Origin of the sequence: Blautia hominis, from assembly GCA_002270465.1 — a bacterium.
In the GTDB taxonomy this organism is placed as follows: domain Bacteria; phylum Bacillota; class Clostridia; order Lachnospirales; family Lachnospiraceae; genus Blautia; species Blautia hominis.
Map to the genome: position 1 here is coordinate 1 of NQOF01000012.1, position 18,217 is coordinate 18,217.

Below are 18,217 nucleotides of genomic sequence, written 5' to 3' on the forward strand. Positions count from 1 at the left end.
GTTCGTTTAGAACCGTTCGTTTGTTACTAATGAATGTAAAAGAATTTTCGATTCATGTGTTTCACTGTTCAGTTATCAAGGTTCCTGTCAGTTTTTGACAGCTTTGATATTTTATCATATCTCTTTTCGCTTGTCAAGAACTTTTTTGATTTTTCTCAACTTTTTTTCAAATAATCGTTTCAAAAAATCTTTTTTCTGAAAACTAACGTTTTCAGCGTTTGTTGTCGTTTTTCTTTTGCGACAGCTATAATAGATTATCACATCTTTCACTGTCTGTCAACAACTTTTTTAATTTTTCTCAAAGTCATTCACTTTCTGTCTCAACGGCAACTTTGATAGAATATCATAACCTCCATCAATTGTCAACACTTTTTTACTTTTACTTCTAAAACCAGTAAAAAATAGCTACCAGAACTCGCCGGTAGGCTTTTATAATAGCATTCTCTGCCAAATATGTCAATAACTAAACAGCAATTTTTTCAGGTATTTACCATCTTTTTCCACACCCGCTTACAATACACCTTATTTCGTCAAAAAGAGACTCAATTATCCTGTTATCACCTGCCTGTCAACGTGTATTTGGAAACTCATTCCACAATCTGAACACTATATTTTCATCCGAATTGACTCCCGCGGCAGCTGCCAAGTCAAAGCAAGCTTTGCTCTGGCTCGTCGCCCGCGGAAACAAACGGGGATTTTGGCTGCATCTGCACACCAAAATCCCCGTCTCCCGGTCTGTAACAATGCTGGACCGTTACCTTTATTTTTCAATCACTAATGCTTCATACGGCCTCAGCCTGATACTGGGCGCAGCTTCCTGCTCCTTATAGTTACCTACAAGCACCTTTTTACCTGTGAATTCATCCGGCATACTGAAGACAGTCTCTTCCTCTGTAAAATTGCAGATAACCAGAAGTTTCTCGTTGTCCAGACTGCGTGTATACACAAAAAGATTTTCATCTTCCGGCATAAGAAGTTCATAATGTCCATAAACGATAATTTCTTTTTCTTTCCTAAGGCGAATCAGTTCCTTATAATAGGAGAATACAGAATCCTCACGTTTTATCTGCTCCTCTGCATTAATGTCCTCATAATTAGGATTCACCCTCATCCAAGGAGTTCCTGTAGAGAAACCGGCATTTTTGCCCGCATTCCACTGCATAGGTGTTCTGGAGTTATCCCTGCTCTTATAGCGCAGATAGCGCATCATGGTTTCCCCGTCTATTTTTCCGCTGTCCACATATTCATGATATGCGTTAATACTCTCGATATCGCAGAAATCCTCTACAGTATTAAATTCCATGTTTGTCATACCCAGTTCCTCGCCCTGGTACACATATGGGGTTCCCTGCATCATATGCAGACAAGTAGCCAGCATTTTTGCTGAAACCTCCCGGTATCTCACGCTGTCATTTCCAAATCTGGAAACGACTCTGGGCTGGTCATGGTTTGTCCAGTAAAGGCTGTTCCAGGCTGTTCCTTCCAGCTCATTCTGCCATTTTGAGAGATTTGCCTTCAAGTCTGTGAGCTTAACCTTTCTGTCACTCCATTTTGAAAATTCACCGCCGTCCAGTCCCATATGTTCAAACTGGAATACCATATTCAACTCTGTCCCCTTCTCAGAGGCATACCTCTTGGCTTCCCCGATGGTAACGCCGGCACATTCACCGACAGTGAGCAGGTCGTATTTTGACAACACTCTCTGATTCATTTCCTGGAGATATTCATGGACATGAGGCCCGTTCTGCACATACGGAGACGCATCTCCATGAAGTCCGTCACGCACTTCACCGTCGGGAAGTCCCTCCGCCTTGGAAATCATACTGATCACGTCCATGCGGAAACCGTCAATCCCCTTCTCACACCACCAGTTCATCATGGAAAATACTTCATCCCGTACTTTAGGATTCTCCCAGTTCAGATCGGGCTGTTTTTTGGAGAACATATGTAAATAGTACATATCTGTATTTCCGTCGTACTCCCAAGCGGGACCATTGAAAACAGAACCCCAGTTATTCGGCTCTTTGCCGTCTTTTCCCTCACGCCAGATATAATAATCACGATACGGGTTATCTTTGGATTTTTTACTCTCCATGAACCATGCGTGTTCATCGGAAGTATGATTCACCACCAGGTCCATGACAATTTTGATCCCCCTGGTGTGAGCCTCCTCCAGCATTCTGTCAAAGTCCTCCATAGTACCGAACTCTTTCATGATCGCCTGATAATCGCTGATATCATAGCCATTGTCATCGTTGGGTGACTGGTAGACCGGGGAGAGCCAGATCACATTGATCCCCAGTTCCTGTAAATAATCCAGTTTGCTTGTGATACCGTTAATATCCCCCATTCCGTCCCCGTTGCTGTCACAGAAACTTCTAGGATATACCTGATAAACTACACTCTCTTTCCACCATGCTTTTCTCATAATCATTCTCCTTTTTTATGCTTTCACCGCACCGTTGGTAACACCGCTGATAACCTGTTTCTGCGCAAACAGATAGAATATCACAATAGGCAGAAGGGCCAGCAGGTATGACGCAAAGGCTAGGCTGTAATCAGTTGCAAACTCCCCTTTGAACACATACTGCGCAAGCTGCAGGGTCTGGTTCTTCTGGTCACTGATGATGACCAGGGGCATAGTAAAGTCATTCCAACACCATAAGAAAGTCAGAATAGCCACTGTGGCATTCATGGGCTTCAAGGTTGGGAATATGACTTTATAAAACATCTGGAAGGTATTGGCTCCGTCAATGGTTGCCGCTTCATCAAGTGCTGTAGGAATGGACTTAACATAGCCGGAATACAAAAATATATTCATAGGAAGTCCCATGACAATATAAAGTATGATCAGTCCCGGTACATTATCCATGTGGAAAAAGCTCACCTGTTTAACCAGTGGCAGCATGATAATGTTAAATGGGATAAACATAGCGCTGATCAAAAAATAGTAGATAAAATCATACAGCTTCTTTCCTCTGTTTCTTGTAATGGCAAATGCCATAAAGGAGTTGGTCACAATGGTTCCCGCAACAGATACCACAGTAATGATCAGCGTATTTCTGAATGTAACGAAAAAGTTTGTCTTCTCAATAGCAGTCAAAAAGTTCTCAAAATGCAGTTTGTTGGGAAATGCCAGAACGGACTGCGCGATCTGCTCCGGTGTCTTTAGGGCGATCACCACGGTGATGTATAGCGGGAATAAAATAGTAACCGCTGCAAGCGCAAACAGAACCACTGTAAGTACGGTATTGTTTTTCTTGTTCTTCAACATATCCTACGCCTCCCTTTTCTCTAAAACTCTTGTCTGGAACAGTGAAATAACAGCTATGACAATGAAGAAGATCACCGCATTGGCTGACTGGTATGCATACTGGGCACCGGAAAATCCCTGCTTGTAAATGAGTACGGATATGGATTGTGTGGAAGTGCCCGGACCGCCGTTTGTCATGGCTATGATCTGGTCAAATACCATGAGGAAGTTCTTCACACAGAGCACCATATTGATGGTAAAAAACGGTGCGATCAGCGGGAAGGTCATCTTCCAGAAAGTCGTCCATTTACCGGCTCCGTCGATGCTGCTGGCCTCATAGATATCCGTATCCACAGTCTGCAGGCCTGACATATAAATAATAGTGTTAAAGGCTACTGCCTGCCATACTCCCACTACCAGAATACCAATCCAGGCCAAATTCTCCTGCCCCAAAATATTCGTGCTTAAAAAACCAATTCCCATCTTCTGTCCCAGGTCGGGCAGTACATTGGAAAAAATGAAGTTGAACACAAAGCTGACGATCAATGCACTCAGCATATAAGGCAGGAAATAGACAGCCTTCAGTGCATTTTTGCATTTGATCTTTGCGTTGAGCGCAAGTGCCAGCAAAAGGCTTATGACATTGACCAGTATAGTGGCACAGATTGCATATTTGAATGTGAACTTGTAGGCATCGCCGATGGCCTCATCGCCCCACAGTTTCAGATAGTTGGTAAGACCCACAAAATCCCAGGTTCCGTATCCCTTCCAGTCTGTAAAGCTGTAGAAGATCCCCTTTAAAAAGGAAAATGTGTGAAAGGTGAAAAACAGTACCAGCATTGGTATGATGATCACCATATAAGCTCTGTTCTTTTTCATGATTCATCCCCCTAAAAACTGTTGTATTTGTCGTATTCTTTATCCAGTTTCTTTAAAAACTCTTCCACATCACCCTGCTTGCTCACAAAGGTCTGCAGGGTCACTGTGAAATCAAAGCCTGTGGGATAATAATGATCTGCAAAGTCCCCGATATTTCCCTGGGCAAACTTATCTGCAACACCTGCCACGCTGGCATTATCCTGCACCACAGTATCCACAGACGGGAACGCAAACTGGTCTTCTATATATGCCTTTACCTTTTCATCCCGGAAGATAAAGCTTATAAAATCCTTTGCCAGTTCCTCCTCTTTGGTGTCTTTATATATGGTGGGCATCACATCAATACCGGAGATGATGGCATTTTTGTTTTCATCGTTTGTGACCGGCAGGGCAAACATATCAAGATTCACATCAGGATTTGCTTTCTGGATATTGGGTATCGCCCAGTTTCCCTGGAACATCATGGCTGCCTTGCCGTTGGCAAAGTCAATATTTCCGTCATCATATCCCTTTCCAAGAAGGTCCTTCTGGCCATACTGGGTGAGCGTAAGAATCTTTTCGGCTGCCTCCTCATGGGTACCCAGGAAAGTGGTCTTCCCCTCTCTTCTGTCAAGGAAAAAGTCCATTCCAGCCAGGTCATATGTCATCGGGATCCAAAGCGGCCCGCCTGTCCAGGAATCCTTCAAGGTGAAATAAAAGGGCTGTATACCGGCGCTTTCCAGTTTCTCACACACATCCATCAATTCATCCCAAGTCCCGGGGATCTCAAGTCCCTGTTCCTTAAAGATATCCACATTGTAGATGATACCTTCTGCATTTGTAGCGTAAGGCAGGCCGTAGAGTTTCTCCTCCTGATCAGGATTCAGGTTGTAAACCTGCTCTTTGTAGGCTTCCTTAATCCTGTCAGCCTCCTCCATATCACTTAAATCCATAAGGATTTCCGCCTCGGACATATCCCGGAAGGTCATATCCCCTCCCATGAAAATAATATCCGGCACACGGTTCTTGGTCAGTTTCGTCCTAAGCACTGTGGAGGCATCCGGCGGAGAGTTAAATTCAATGGTCACTTCCGGATGCGCCTGTGTGTATTCATCAATAAAAGACTGTAGGATTGCCTGGTTCTCCATCTTTGTCGAAAAAATCTCCAGGTGGTTTTCTTCCTTTTTCCCGCAGCCTGTCATCAGCAGTGCACAGCCCGCAAGAGCTGCAGCGGCTAACAATCTGTTTTTCATATGTTTCTCCTTTCACTCAGCAAAAACAAAAGACGTTTTGCGCAAAACCTTTTCTATCTGTCACAAATTATAGCAACAAGATAGAATCTGCACAATAGGTTTTGCGCAAAACGTCTTTTTATACAACAAGCACTTGTCTTTTTTGTAGAAATTTACTACAATCTTTTTCGTTTGACCGAATCCCGAATCACCACTTCTACGGGAAGTCTCTCTTGTCCTTTGAATTCCTCCCCCTGAATGAGGCTTGTCAGTCTTTTCACAGCCTCCTGCCCTTTCTTCATGATATTCTGGCGGACTGTGGTGATCTCCGGTCTGCAGATCTCCGCATAGGGACTGTCATCAAACCCCGCCACAGATACATCCCACGGAATCTCGATCCCCTTATCCTGCAGAAAATGAATAGCCTCCAGAGCGTAAAAGTCTGAAGCAAAAAAGAGCACGTCACGGCTCTTAAGCTCCTCCAGATTATCCTCCAACCATGCCTTCCGCAGTTCCCTGTTCTCCGGCATGATCTTTCGCCCAGCCACCGCACCTTTCGCTCCGTATTCCCCTACAGCCTTCTGTACACCCAGCCACCGCTCATGGTCCACGCCCACGTCATTGTCCGCAAGGAAGAGGATGTCTTTATGCCCCTCCTCTGCCAGGAATCTTCCCATTGCATAACCGCCCTCAAAATCCTGCAGACCGATATTGGCTACCTTTTCTTCTCCATAATAATTGTCAATACTCACAAGGGGGATCTGACATTTCTCACTCAGTTCCAGGTTTTCCTCTGAGGACAGCCCAAGGGTGATTAGCCCTTCCACTTTCCAGGTAGTAGCCAGTTTCCAGCTCTCCTCCTGGGAATTTGCCAGGTGAAAAAGCATATAATAATTTTGTCTGTAAATCTCCAGTTCCAGAGAGTTGAGTATAACACTGGTGAACGGGTCTGAGGCAATACTCCTGCGCTTCCCCTCTCTCTCTCCGATCAGCACACCGATCAGCCTGGATCGGTTTTCTGCCAGCATCAGAGCACTCATACTTGGAATGTATTGGTTCTTTTCCAGAATCCTTTGGATCTTGTCAATATTGGCCTTGGAGACCTTCTTCGTATTTCCATGAATAACATTGGAGACCGTGGTTGGACTTACCCCGGCCTCTTTTGCGATATCTTTTATCCTAACCATATGTAAAACTCCTTATACCCTTCCAGTAATTCTATATTTTCAAAAATCCTGACACGAATTTGAGAAGCAAGTTGGAATCATAGAGCCATTTTGTAATGTGATTCTCCTTTGCCATCTCCACAGCCGTTCTTCCCCAGTCTGTACTCCAGAACAGAGTAATGACAAGAAAAAACACCCAGACAATGAGCAGTCCCTGAATGCATCCTGCGGCAGCTCCCGCGGTCCGGTTCAGCAGACTCAGCACCGGCAGGCTGAAGATACTGTCAAGGGCTGCCACCGCAAACCGCAGAATCAGGGAAACCACAAAAAATGTCACCAAAAACGATAGACTGTTGACGATCATATGGGCTATGGAGGAGGACAGATATCCGGCAAAAACATCCGCCAGAGAACTCCCGTAGAACTCTCCGCTCTCCTTCAAAATACTTTTCATGCTCTCCGGAAGCGGCAGCTCTTCAATGAACGCTGTCTGATCCTGCTCCCCCAGTTCTCCCTCCAGCCCGGCGGCTATGGATTCACTGCATTTTTCCTCGATCGTATCATAGATCGGTGTTTTCTCCTCCACAAAATCAACTACATAGGGGTTCAAAAAATAGACCAGCACCATGCTCACAAGAATCGAGAACATAGCCGCAACAGTCCGGATAAACCCCCTGCGTATACCATTCATAATACATAACACAAATACGGCAAGTACAATAATATTAAGCCAATTCATAATTTTCTCCTGTGTTGAAACCATGTAACCGTGAAGGTACTGAACAGTTACAAATCCATCAGATAAACGAAGCTGCCGCATATACGCCGGCAGCTCCCAGATCACTTTATCTATTTTAATTTAATTGTCTTGATACCATTCTCAGACACGAGAATATACCGATTGGAGCCCATTTTAAAAATATCTTTGATAACACCTTCGTCCATATTTCCGTTGAACTTCTCAATTCCACTCATGGAGTACATGGACACTTGGCTGTCATTGTTCATAATGATCATATCATCACTGATACGGATATTTTTATATTCCATATTAAAACTGCGGCTGAATTTTTCTTTTCCGGAAAGGTCATAAACAGTCATTGTGTACTTCTCTTCCTTTCCGCCGCTTTTAAAGACAAGTCCCACATATTTTTCATTGTAAAATGTGCTGACTATGTCTGTCTTTATTTCTTTTTTGGTCTTCTCCTTTGGCACACTGCTTCCCTCATATATGGAAAATCCATCATCCCTGAAAGCCGCAGAAACATTGCCGTCCAGATATACCACCTGCGGAACCACTACACCCTCATATGTAAATCCGGCAACTATATTGTCAATCTCGCCCTGCCCTTCATCGCCAAAATTATAAAAGGCCACATAACTGGTTGTCTGCCCATCCTCCACATAGAGATAGGCGATCATGATCAGCTTTCCGTCAGGGGAAACTGCCAGGTCCACCGGATATCCGGGGCTGTCTATTCTAGTCTGGTTTTCTGCGATCAGACTGCCGTCCGTGGCGTAGAAATCAATCCATGTCTTCTCTCCGTCCTGGAGAATAGCTGCCACGACACCACTTTTTGCCACCCTTGCCTTGAGGATCGGCATACTGGTCTCCACAGCGCCCACAGGGGCTTCTTTCTTAAAAATATACATCAGTGTGCCTTCCTTGTCAGCCACCACTGCTGTCTCGTCCCGGACATCTGCCACAGGGTTTGTCATCTCATAACTCTGTTTCCAGACTGTCTCCTGCTTCTGGTCCAGCAGTGACGCGCCGTCTGACGCGTACTTGAGTACACAATCCCCAAGCTGGACATAACCGGCTGACTGCACATCCTCATTCTTGGCTGAGGACTGTACGGAATACTTGTGATAAGTCCTGCGCTGGATCACCACCACCGCGATAATGATGACAGCTATGACTATCAGGGCAGCCACCAGTATGCGCTTTAGCTGCTGCCTTCTGCGTCTGCGGGACTTCCTTTTATGGCCGGAGGCGGGTCCGGCTTTTTTAGAACTGCTCATATTTTCTCTTTTCTCGTTTGTCTTATTGTCTTCCATTCACTCTTCCTTATCGAATCTGTAACTGTTTTCGGCTATTATAGCACAAAATTCTACGGGAGTAAAATTTTTTGTCCCGGGAAAATAAAATCTTCCGGTGACAGGCCGTTTAAAGCACAGATATCTTTAATTTTAGAGCTGCTGCCATAATATCGCATACTGATACTTGTGATGGTGTCGCCCTCGTGAATGGTGTAAGACTGGTGCGTGGAGCCTGCTGTCTGGCTGGAATCCTCATCATCGCCGTCCTTCTGCTCTTTCTCACCTTCTGCACTGCCTTTGCTGTCAGACTGACTGTCCGGTTTGGTATCTGTTTTGGATGCATCCTTGTCGCCTGCATCCGTCTTTTCGTCTGCGGCGCTGTCATCCTGCCCGTTTCCATCCTCTGTCCCGGTCTGATCTTCCGGATCTTTCCGGCCATCAGAAGCAGTATCCGCGGCATTGGCCGTATTATCTGCTGCGTCCGTATCCCCGCCGCTGTTTTCGGCATCTGTGCCTGCAGCATTCCGGTCCGCCCCGTCCTGACTGTCCTCTTTCTGATTCTCAGATACCAGGCCATTGACCGGCTTAGTCTCGACCAGCTCCTTCCCGCTGTTTTTTTCATCCAGCTTGGAAATTACCGTCTCTGTGTTTTTCAGCTTGTGATAATCATTGAGATACAGGACTCCCACAGCCAGTACAGCCACCATCATACACACACTGGCAGTCTTGAAAACAGGAGTATTCTTTGTCTGTTTCTTTCCTTCAGACTTCACCTCCACCTTTTTCCGGAAGGTCTTTACTGCCTGGTCACTGACCTGCTCGCTCTTTGTCTCCGCCTTGTCATTCTGGGCTACGAGAAAATTCTGCATGGGCTCGTTTTTTTCGTAATAGATGTAAAAGCCCGGCTGTCTGGACAGTTCCCCGTCCTCGTATCGGTAAAATGCTTCTTCTTTTTCAAGGGGTTCCATCACCATGAGCACCTTGTCATTGCCGCCGAAATGATCCAAATGGGTCCGGCAGATGACTTCGTGAAGCTCCATGGAGCATCCGGGAATGGACAGATACCATCCCACAATTTCCTGATCCGGAAAAAATTCCTTGTTCTTCTCATACACGTGATTCCAGATTTCCCTGGTAAAGGAAAGGTGTTCTTCAGTAATTTCCATGTCAGGAAGCACAACTGCACTTTTCACAAAAAGATAGGAAACGCCGTCTTTCCAGTTGGCCTGTCCCAGAAGAATTGCTGCTTTTCCTTTGGAAGAATTCCCGGAAGAGATTCTACAAAGGTAAGTGTACGCATAATCTTCTATATAGATTTTTTGTGTTTCGTTGACTTCTCCTATCTGGCGTATGTTGTTGGGGATGCGGAAGAATCCTTCGTTTCCCTCAGGCTTTTGTTTTTCTTTTTCGTAGACTATTTCTATCATAAAGATTCACCCCTTTGGGCAACAGGATAGCATGAAAAGTCTGCGAAATTTAGCGGATTAGGAAAGGTACATGCCTTTTTTTAACGACAAACATCCCGTTAAAAAGACAGGATAAAGAGAGGTAAAAACGGACAAAATAGGGGAAAGAAAGGATGGATAAAAATATGGACACACACCTTGATACGCCCGTTTACTATATTGAAGGCCGCACAGACCGGGCCGGTAATAAGATCGGCTCCCTGCTCACCGAACTTTACGCCAAATCCGACAGCAATTTTGAAGAACTGGTCTTCCTATGCATTGGAAGTGACCGCATCACCGGCGACAGCCTCGGACCGCTCATAGGCCACCGCCTGGCAAAAGAACATCTGAACCGCTGCTGTATATACGGCACCCTTGCAAACCCTGTCCATGCCCTGAATCTCCAGGAGACCGTGGAATCTGTAAAAAAGGAACACCCCAACAGCCTGACAATAGCCATTGATGCCTCCCTGGGTTCCAAAAAGCACCAGGGCTTTGTGACGGTCGGACAAGGTTCCCTGGAACCCGGCCTGGGAGTAAAAAAGAAACTGCCCCCGGTAGGTGACATCTCCATTACCGGAATCGTCAACTTGTCGGGAGCATTTGAACACTTTCTGCTGCAGACAACACGCCTGTCCACTGTCATGGAGCTGGCGGATGCCATTGTCTCGGGGATCCTGGTAGCCCACCGTCAATACTTCGGCACGCGCCGTCCCTCTCTTTTGGCTTTCTTCCATCCGGAGGAGGAACGCCGGCGCAGCTTGACAAAATTAACCCCGCTGTCCGCAGAGTCCGCGGCCGCCAAACCGAAGGGAAGCTGATAATCCTCATAATGGTAGTCTTCTCCAAAGACCTTTTTCATCAGCCGTTTCGCCATATAATAAATTCCCCTTGGGAACCAGGCCCGGTAATAATATCTGCCGATCTCACAGGTTCCGCAGTATTTATCCGTCAGGGTAATGATCCATGTCTCTCTGTGCATGGGCGGAACCGGGGTTACGGGAAACATATGCTTTAAGATCATTTCCTCTTCCAGCTTGTTGAGCTGGAAGTATTTTTTTGCGTTTCGGAGAGCCGCATGGGGATGGGTCATAGCATGGACCGGGTCACCTGTCTTTTTCCTGTGCCCTCTCCAGTCATAGAGAAATAAATCGTGCAGCATCCCGGCTCTGGCGGCCGACTTGGCATCCAGTCCAAAGAATTTGCAGATACGGAAATTATAATAGGCCACATTAAGGCAGTGCTGGTAACAGCTTGTCTCGCAGTGATGGGGATAATCCTTCATCCTGAGCACATAAGGGTGATGGACCAAATCCTTTATGCACTCATAAAACTCCTCATTGCCCGGATCCTTAACCGTGCTCACACGGGAAGAATCCCTCCTGAATAACCCCTTATGCTTCATATATTTTATACTCCTTTATACCCTTTGTGTGTCATGTTACTGAATTCCGGGCGGCGCTTCGCCGCTTCTGTCATTAGAAAAAGGGATGTCCCCAGCGGTGACATCCCTCACTTTAACCAGGTTTCTAACCTGATTGTAAAACATCTCTTATTTTTTGTAAAGGCCTATACAAGTGCCTTAGTATTTGCCTTATACAGATACCTTAGTATTTGTCTTATATAAATACCCTAGTATTTGCCTTATACAAATACCTTAGTATTTGTCTTATATAGATACCCTAGTATTTGCCTTATACAAATATCATAGTATTTGTCTTATATAAATACCCTAGTATTTATCTTATACAAACTCTTTTACTTTAGCGTAAATGCCATTGGCATCTATGCCGTATTTCTCAAGCAGCTTCACGGCAGGGCCTGACTCGCCAAACACATCGTTGATGCCAATCCTCAGCATTTTTGTAGGTGCTTTCTCGCTCAGGACCTCGGCAACCGCTCCGCCCAGTCCGCCAACTACGGAATGTTCCTCCACGGTGACTACTTTGCCTGTCTCCTGCGCCGCTTTCACGACCAGCTCCTCATCCAGAGGTTTGATGGTGTGGATGTTGACCACTTTGGCGTCAATCCCGTCAGCAGCCAGCTTCTCAGCAGCAGCCAGAGTCTCACTTACACAGAGGCCTGTGGCAAAGATCGTTACATCCTTACCCTCTCTTAAAACGATACCTTTTCCAATCTCAAATTTATAATCCGGCTTATCATTGATAACCGGAACGGCAAGACGTCCAAACCGGAGATATACAGGACCTTCATGCTGATAGGCAGCCTCAACCGCTGCTCTTGCCTCAACATCATCAGACGGGTTCAGGATAACCATTCCGGGAATTGTGCGCATCAGGGCCATGTCCTCGTTACACTGATGTGTTGCGCCGTCCTCCCCTACAGAGATACCTGCATGGGTAGCACCGATCTTAACATTCAGGTGCGGATATCCGATGGAGTTGCGCACCTGCTCGTAAGCACGGCCTGCAGCGAACATGGCAAATGTGCTGGCAAACGGGATTTTGCCTGTGGTGGACATACCTGCTGCAATACCCATCATATCGCACTCCGCAATACCACAGTCAATATGACGCTCCGGAAATGCTTTTTGGAATGTACCGGTCTTTGTAGCACCTGCCAGGTCAGCGTCCAGGACTACCAGGTTGTCATATTTTTTGCCTAACTCTACTAATGCGTTTCCATAGCTTTCTCTGGTTGCGATCTTCTTTACTTCTGACATAATGCTTCACCTACCTTTTCCAAATCTGCCATAGCGATTTCATATTCTGCATCATTGGGAGCTTTTCCATGCCATCCGGCAGAATTCTCCATAAAGGAAACCCCTTTGCCCTTCACGGTCTTCATGATGATAGCAGTGGGCATTCCTTTTGTCTCCCTGGCTTCCTGAAACGCTGCATCAAGCTGGTCAAAGTCATTGCCGTCCGCAACGTTGATCACATGGAAATTAAATGCTTCAAATTTTTTGTCAATCGGGTACGGAGAACAAACATCTTCGATGCTTCCGTCAATCTGTAGTCCGTTGTTGTCCACAACCACTACCAGGTTGTCCAGCTTTCTGAATCCGGCAAACATGGATGCCTCCCAGACCTGGCCCTCCTGGATCTCACCGTCACCAAGCAGTGTATAAACACGGTAATCCGCGCCGTCCATCTTAGCGGACAGGGCCATACCTACTGCTGCGGAGATGCCCTGTCCCAGGGAACCGCTGGACATATCAACACCCGGGATATGTTTCATATCCGGATGTCCCTGCAGGTAAGAACCAAGATGGCGCAGAGTCTTCAAATCTTCCACCGGGAAATACCCTCTCTGTGCAAGAGTAGAATAAAGGCCCGGCGCTGTGTGTCCTTTCGAGAGCACAAAACGGTCACGGTCTGCCTTCTTCGGCTCTTTTGGGTCAATATTCATCTCCTGGAAATACAGATAAGTAAATAAATCTGCTGCTGATAATGAGCCGCCCGGATGTCCGGCTTTTGCGGAATGGACAGCAGTCACGATGCCTTTGCGGACTTCGTTAGCCGTCTTCTGAAGTTCTAACTTGTTCATTTCTTCCTCCTGATTGTTTGTTCTGTGTTCGGGAGCCTGACCGGCTTCCCGCACAATATTATAACAGTTATATTATTCGCCGAAAACTGCAATATAGTCTTTCTGGAACTTTTCAATACCCTGGTCTGTCAGAGGATGTTTTGTCATCTGCTCCAGAACCTTGTAAGGTACGGTTGCAATGTCTGCACCAGCAAGAGCGCAGTCTGTCACATGCATTGGATGACGGACACTTGCTGCGATGATCTCTGTGTCAATACCTGCAACCTGGAAGATCTCTACGATCTCACTGATCAGGTCCGTACCGCATACGGAGATGTCATCCAGTCTGCCCAGGAACGGGGAAACATAAGTTGCACCTGCCCTTGCTGCCAAAAGTGCCTGGTTGGATGTAAATACCAGTGTAACGTTGGTTTTGATGCCTTCTGCATTCAGGACTTTAACTGCCTTTAATCCCTCTGTTGTCATAGGAATCTTTACGATCATGTTGGGATGGATGGCTGCGATCTCGCGTCCCTCTTTAATCATCCCTTCCGCGTCTGTTGTTGTAGCTTTCACTTCACCGCTGATCGGTCCGTCTACGATAGATGCGATCTCCTTGATAACCTCATTGAAATCACGTCCTTCTTTTGCGATCAGAGATGGGTTTGTGGTTACCCCACAGATGATCCCCATGTCATTTGCCTTGCGGATGTCTTCTACATTTGCAGTGTCGATAAAAAATTTCATAATTTTTCCTCCCGTTCAAAACCTTTGCTTTGTTTTTTGATACACTCAGTTTACCCCATAAAGCAATCCTTCGCAAGCACTGTTGTTTTTATAAATAATTTTTTATATTAATAAACCTGATTTTTATTAATCATTTTCAGCGAAATAAGAAAACCGAACTTGTCCAATCCTATAATTTTTCACAATTCACTTTCTATTTTATTACTAATAACAAAACGGAATTCATTTAATTTATTTTGTTTTTTTCTTCTTTTTCTGCTTTTGTTTTACATAACCTGTGGTTTTGCGCACGATCAGCTTAGGTTCATACTCAATATGATAGATACTGGTAGGCTCACTGTCAGAATATGTATTCAGGAAAGATTCGATCTTACGCATGATAATATCGCAGGCATCCCGCCCCTTGAGCGGTACAAAGTGCTCAATGCTGGTGAGTGACATAGGTGACATACCGGAAAATATAATGTTGTCGCAGCCAATCACTGACACATCACCGGGAATCTTATATTTCTCTTCCTGGAGAGCGTCTATGATCCCAAAGGCCATCATGTCATTCAGCCCTGCAAATGCAGTCACCTTCTTTGGACCGGCCAAAAGTTCCTTTGTCAGATTGTATCCCATCCTGTATTCCGAATCAATGCTCGGAAGCTGGTCATCCAAAGCGTCGTCAGCTGCTTTGATGATAACATGGCCTCCCAGACCTTCTTTTTCATATTCCTCCACAAATCCCGCCACACGTTTTGAACGCTGCTGCTGTCTCTTTGTAAGAGGCGGCGCGATAAACGCCACATCCCGGTGCCCCAGGTCCAGCAAATGTCTTGCCATAAGGCTTCCCACCTTGGTGTTGTCCTGGTTAATGGCATCCACTTCCACCCGTTCCCTGTTGCTTATAATGACAAGGGGAATCTTTTTCGCCAGTTCCTCCACCTGCTGCATGTACACAGGACTGGGGTTAAAGGTGTAGATAATGCCCGCCGGGATAACTGTATGCATCATCTTCAGGTACTGCTCCTCCAGCTTTAACTCCCTCTGGGTATCGCAGGTGAAGACCGCGTATCCTTTTTCCTTGGCCACTTTTTCAATCCCCTGGAGAAGCATGACATAATAAGGGTTCGTGAGGGTTGGGCAGAATACAATGATCAGCCTGCTGTTTCCAGCATCTTTTCTGGGACGCCTCTTTGGTATATTGTATCCCATTTCCCTTGCAGTCTGCTCCACCTTCTGAATGGTCTCTTTTGAGAAGGAGACATTGTACTTTTTATTCAGTATCATGGATACCGTAGCCTGAGAAACCCCCGCTGCTTTTGCGATATCCGTGGACGTCACTTTCTTCTTCATGTTAAAGCTCCTATAGTTCTACCCTTCCCTCCAGTGCCCGAAGCAGGGTTACCTCGTCGATATATTCCAGGTCGCCACCTACCGGAACGCCGCTGGCGATACGGCTCACCCGGATGCCCGAAGGCTTCACCAGCTTACTGATATACATGGCCGTGGTCTCGCCTTCCAGGCTGGAATTGGTGGCGATGATCACCTCCTCAATGTCATCCTGGGAAAGACGCTGCATCAGCTCCTTTAACTTAATGTCATCCGGACCGATGCCCAGCATAGGGGAAATAGCGCCGTGCAGCACATGGTACACACCGTCATATTTCCCGGTCTTCTCATATGCTGCCAGGTCCCTGGTGTTCTCCACCACCATGATGACTTTCCGATTCCTTCTGGGGTTATTGCAGATTGGGCAGATTTCCTGGTCTGTCAGGGTGTAGCAGTTTTTACAATATTGTACGTTGGCCTTGGCATTCACAATGGAGGCGGAAAGCTGCTCCACCTGGTCCTTGGGCATATTCAGAATATGGAATGCCAGGCGCTGGGCTGATTTTGCTCCAATGCCCGGCAGACGGGAAAGCTGCTCAATTAATTTGTTGATATGACTGCTGTAGTATTCCAATATTTTTCACCTCTGTGGCATGGAAGCCCCTTAGAACGGGAATCCGCCGCCAAGGCCTCCAAGACCTCCTGTAAGTTTAGACATAAGAGCTGCGGACTCCTCCTCCATCTTGCGGAGGGCTTCATTGGTGGCCGCCATGATCAGGTCTTCCAGCATCTCGATATCATCCGGGTCAACCACTTCCTCATCCAGTTTTACCTTTGTGATCTCCTTCTTGCCTGAAACGGTCACTTCCACGGCTCCGCCGCCTGCGGTTGCAGTAAATTCTTTCTCTTCCAGTGCCTTCTGGTTCTCCTCTGCCTGACGCTGCATTTTCTGTGCCTGCTTCATCAGATTATTCATGTTTCCGGGCATTCCCATTCCCGGAAATCCTCCTTTTTTTGCCATGTTCAAATCCTCCTATTCTTCCTCTTCCATTTCTTCCACTACAACATCCATATGGATGTTCTGTTCGATCAGATCGTCTACGGAAATCGAGGCAAGCCCCGCGGGTCCTTTATTCTCCCCGCCTGCAAGCAAAAGTTCGATTTCCACACTCTTTCCTGTTTTTTTCCGGATGATCTCTTTGAGCATGGGTACGGTATCCGGATTGTCCATGCAGATTTTCGCCTGGAAGTTCCCAAACTCCACGTACAGGACAGGTTCCCCTGTATTGCCGTTGTACTTTGGTGCGGAGGTGAGCAGCATCTGCTGCAGAAACCCTTTCGTCTCCCGCACAATGGAATTCCAGTTCTTCTTAATATACTGCAGATCCTCCGGCGCTGCTTTCTCAGGCTTTGCCTCGGGTTCCGCCGGCATTTCCTCCGGTTTTGTGCTCCGGACAGCATCCGCAGTCTGGGAAGCATATCCCTCCGCCTGCGCTGGCCCTGTCATTACAACACCGTTCTCCAGTTTCTCCTCCAATACCCGGATCCTGTCAAAAAGGGAATCCAGGTTGGTCTCCATAACCGGCTGGCACAGCTTGATCAGCGCGATCTCCACCAGCACCCGTTTCTGGGATGCGTAGCGTATCTGGTTGGACAGTTCTGAAAAAATACGGATGTAGCGCATCAGTGTCTCCGCATCCAGCATCCTGCCCTCTTCCTTCAAAAGCTCCATGTTCTCCGCAGACACATCCACAGCCTCCTCCGGCGCATCGGAAGTCTTTACCAAAAGCAGGTTGCGCAAATACCAGATAAAATCCGCCACAAACTGCCCCAGTTCCCTTCCCTGGATGATCAGGTCTTCCAGTGTCCTGATCGCCCCTGCAGTATCCTGTTTTACTACAAGACGGAGCAGCCGGCTGAACACCTGGGTGTCCACAGCCCCCAGCACCTCCAGGGCTTTTTCGTAGGTCAGTGTCTCACCCAGATAAAAGGCAATACACTGGTCCAGCAGGGAGAGTGCATCACGCATGGAACCGTCCGCCGCCTTTGCAATATAGCGGATGGCCTTCTCCTCCACGTCTGTGCCTTCCTTATCCATCAGCTCCGTAAGCCTTGCCGCTATGGTATCCACTGTGATACGTTTGAAATCATAACGCTGGCACCTGGACAAAATGGTGATTGGGATCTTGTGGGCCTCCGTGGTGGCAAGAATGAAGATAACATAAGAAGGAGGTTCCTCAAGCGTCTTTAACAGTGCATTAAACGCTCCTGTGGACAGCATATGAACCTCATCTATGATATATACTTTATAACGTCCTTTTGCAGGACGGTAGGCCACTTCTTCACGGATCTCGCGAATGTTATCGACGCCGTTGTTGGATGCGGCGTCGATCTCTATTACATTCATGGAGGTCCCTGCATTGATCGCCTGGCATGTCTCGCACTCGTTGCAGGGGCTTCCGTCTACCGGATGTTCGCAGTTTACCGCCTTTGCCAGAATCTTGGCAATGGTAGTCTTACCTGTACCACGGGTGCCGCAGAAAAGATAGGCATGCCCAATCCTGTCTGCCTTCATCTGGTTCTTCAATGTGGTTACAATGTGTTCCTGCCCCTTAACGTCTTCAAAATCCTGGGGGCGGAACTTCCGATACAGAGCAGTATAGCTCATGA

At 46.7% G+C, this 18,217-nt stretch carries 16 protein-coding genes and 1 pseudogene; 1 reads left to right on the forward strand and 16 read right to left on the reverse strand.

From position 1 onward, the window contains the following. Positions 1-760 precede the first annotated feature (760 nt). The 8 genes from CI595_RS24710 to CI595_RS24745 all read right to left on the reverse strand — a co-directional run bounded on the left by CI595_RS24710 (position 761) and on the right by CI595_RS24745 (position 9,976). The gene (locus CI595_RS24710) at positions 761-2,428 is read right to left on the reverse strand and encodes a glycoside hydrolase family 13 protein (RefSeq protein ID WP_095176270.1); all 1,668 of its coding nucleotides are present in this window, start codon (positions 2,426-2,428) and stop codon (positions 761-763) included. 15 nt (positions 2,429-2,443) lie between these two features. After that, on the reverse strand, positions 2,444-3,274 hold the full coding sequence (locus CI595_RS24715; protein ID WP_171286951.1) for a carbohydrate ABC transporter permease: 831 nt from the start codon (positions 3,272-3,274) through the stop codon (positions 2,444-2,446). A gap of 3 nt (positions 3,275-3,277) precedes the next feature. Beyond that, complete coding sequence (locus CI595_RS24720; protein ID WP_095176271.1) at positions 3,278-4,132, reverse strand: carbohydrate ABC transporter permease; 855 nt, start codon at positions 4,130-4,132, stop codon at positions 3,278-3,280. Positions 4,133-4,143: 11 nt separating this feature from the next. Further along, a complete protein-coding gene (locus CI595_RS24725) occupies positions 4,144-5,364 on the reverse strand; it encodes an ABC transporter substrate-binding protein (RefSeq protein WP_095176272.1) in 1,221 nt (406 codons plus the stop codon). Positions 5,365-5,519: 155 nt separating this feature from the next. Beyond that, positions 5,520-6,530 (reverse strand): LacI family DNA-binding transcriptional regulator, encoded by a 1,011-nt coding sequence (locus tag CI595_RS24730; protein WP_095176273.1) that lies wholly within the window; start codon positions 6,528-6,530, stop codon positions 5,520-5,522. A gap of 31 nt (positions 6,531-6,561) precedes the next feature. Further along, complete coding sequence (locus CI595_RS24735) at positions 6,562-7,248, reverse strand: CvpA family protein (RefSeq protein ID WP_162291971.1); 687 nt, start codon at positions 7,246-7,248, stop codon at positions 6,562-6,564. Positions 7,249-7,358: 110 nt separating this feature from the next. Further along, on the reverse strand, positions 7,359-8,567 hold the full coding sequence (locus tag CI595_RS24740) for a DUF5711 family protein (protein WP_243135250.1): 1,209 nt from the start codon (positions 8,565-8,567) through the stop codon (positions 7,359-7,361). 53 nt (positions 8,568-8,620) lie between these two features. Further along, positions 8,621-9,976, reverse strand: a complete 1,356-nt coding sequence (locus tag CI595_RS24745; RefSeq protein WP_095176275.1) for a LysM peptidoglycan-binding domain-containing protein — start codon at positions 9,974-9,976, stop codon at positions 8,621-8,623. A 164-nt stretch (positions 9,977-10,140) separates the two neighbouring features. Between CI595_RS24745 and yyaC the strand changes: the two are divergent. After that, positions 10,141-10,662 (forward strand): annotated as a pseudogene (yyaC, locus tag CI595_RS24750) (spore protease YyaC); the annotation flags it as partial. 26 nt (positions 10,663-10,688) lie between these two features. Here the strand turns inward: yyaC and CI595_RS27230 are convergent. From CI595_RS27230 to dnaX, 8 genes are all read right to left on the reverse strand, one after another. Then, a complete protein-coding gene (locus CI595_RS27230; protein WP_242987029.1) occupies positions 10,689-11,402 on the reverse strand; it encodes an HD domain-containing protein in 714 nt (237 codons plus the stop codon). A gap of 339 nt (positions 11,403-11,741) precedes the next feature. Then, positions 11,742-12,680: a transketolase family protein gene (locus tag CI595_RS24760; RefSeq protein ID WP_095176276.1), complete on the reverse strand. Its 939-nt coding sequence runs from the start codon at positions 12,678-12,680 to the stop codon at positions 11,742-11,744. After that, positions 12,668-13,507 carry a transketolase gene (locus CI595_RS24765; RefSeq protein ID WP_095176277.1) on the reverse strand — a complete coding sequence of 280 codons (840 nt, stop codon included), beginning with the start codon at positions 13,505-13,507 and terminating at the stop codon, positions 12,668-12,670. The genes CI595_RS24760 and CI595_RS24765 overlap by 13 nt, the downstream gene beginning before the upstream one ends. 72 nt (positions 13,508-13,579) lie before the next feature. Next, a complete protein-coding gene (gene fsa, locus CI595_RS24770; protein WP_095176278.1) occupies positions 13,580-14,233 on the reverse strand; it encodes a fructose-6-phosphate aldolase in 654 nt (217 codons plus the stop codon). A 231-nt stretch (positions 14,234-14,464) separates the two neighbouring features. Then, entirely contained in the window at positions 14,465-15,571 is a 1,107-nt protein-coding gene (locus CI595_RS24775) for a LacI family DNA-binding transcriptional regulator (RefSeq protein WP_065543401.1), read from the reverse strand. A gap of 10 nt (positions 15,572-15,581) precedes the next feature. Then, entirely contained in the window at positions 15,582-16,181 is a 600-nt protein-coding gene (gene recR / locus CI595_RS24780) for a recombination mediator RecR (protein ID WP_095176279.1), read from the reverse strand. Positions 16,182-16,211: 30 nt separating this feature from the next. Beyond that, complete coding sequence (locus tag CI595_RS24785) at positions 16,212-16,568, reverse strand: YbaB/EbfC family nucleoid-associated protein (protein ID WP_095176280.1); 357 nt, start codon at positions 16,566-16,568, stop codon at positions 16,212-16,214. A gap of 12 nt (positions 16,569-16,580) precedes the next feature. Next, positions 16,581-18,215 carry a DNA polymerase III subunit gamma/tau gene (gene dnaX / locus CI595_RS24790; protein WP_095176281.1) on the reverse strand — a complete coding sequence of 545 codons (1,635 nt, stop codon included), beginning with the start codon at positions 18,213-18,215 and terminating at the stop codon, positions 16,581-16,583. Positions 18,216-18,217 lie beyond the last annotated feature (2 nt).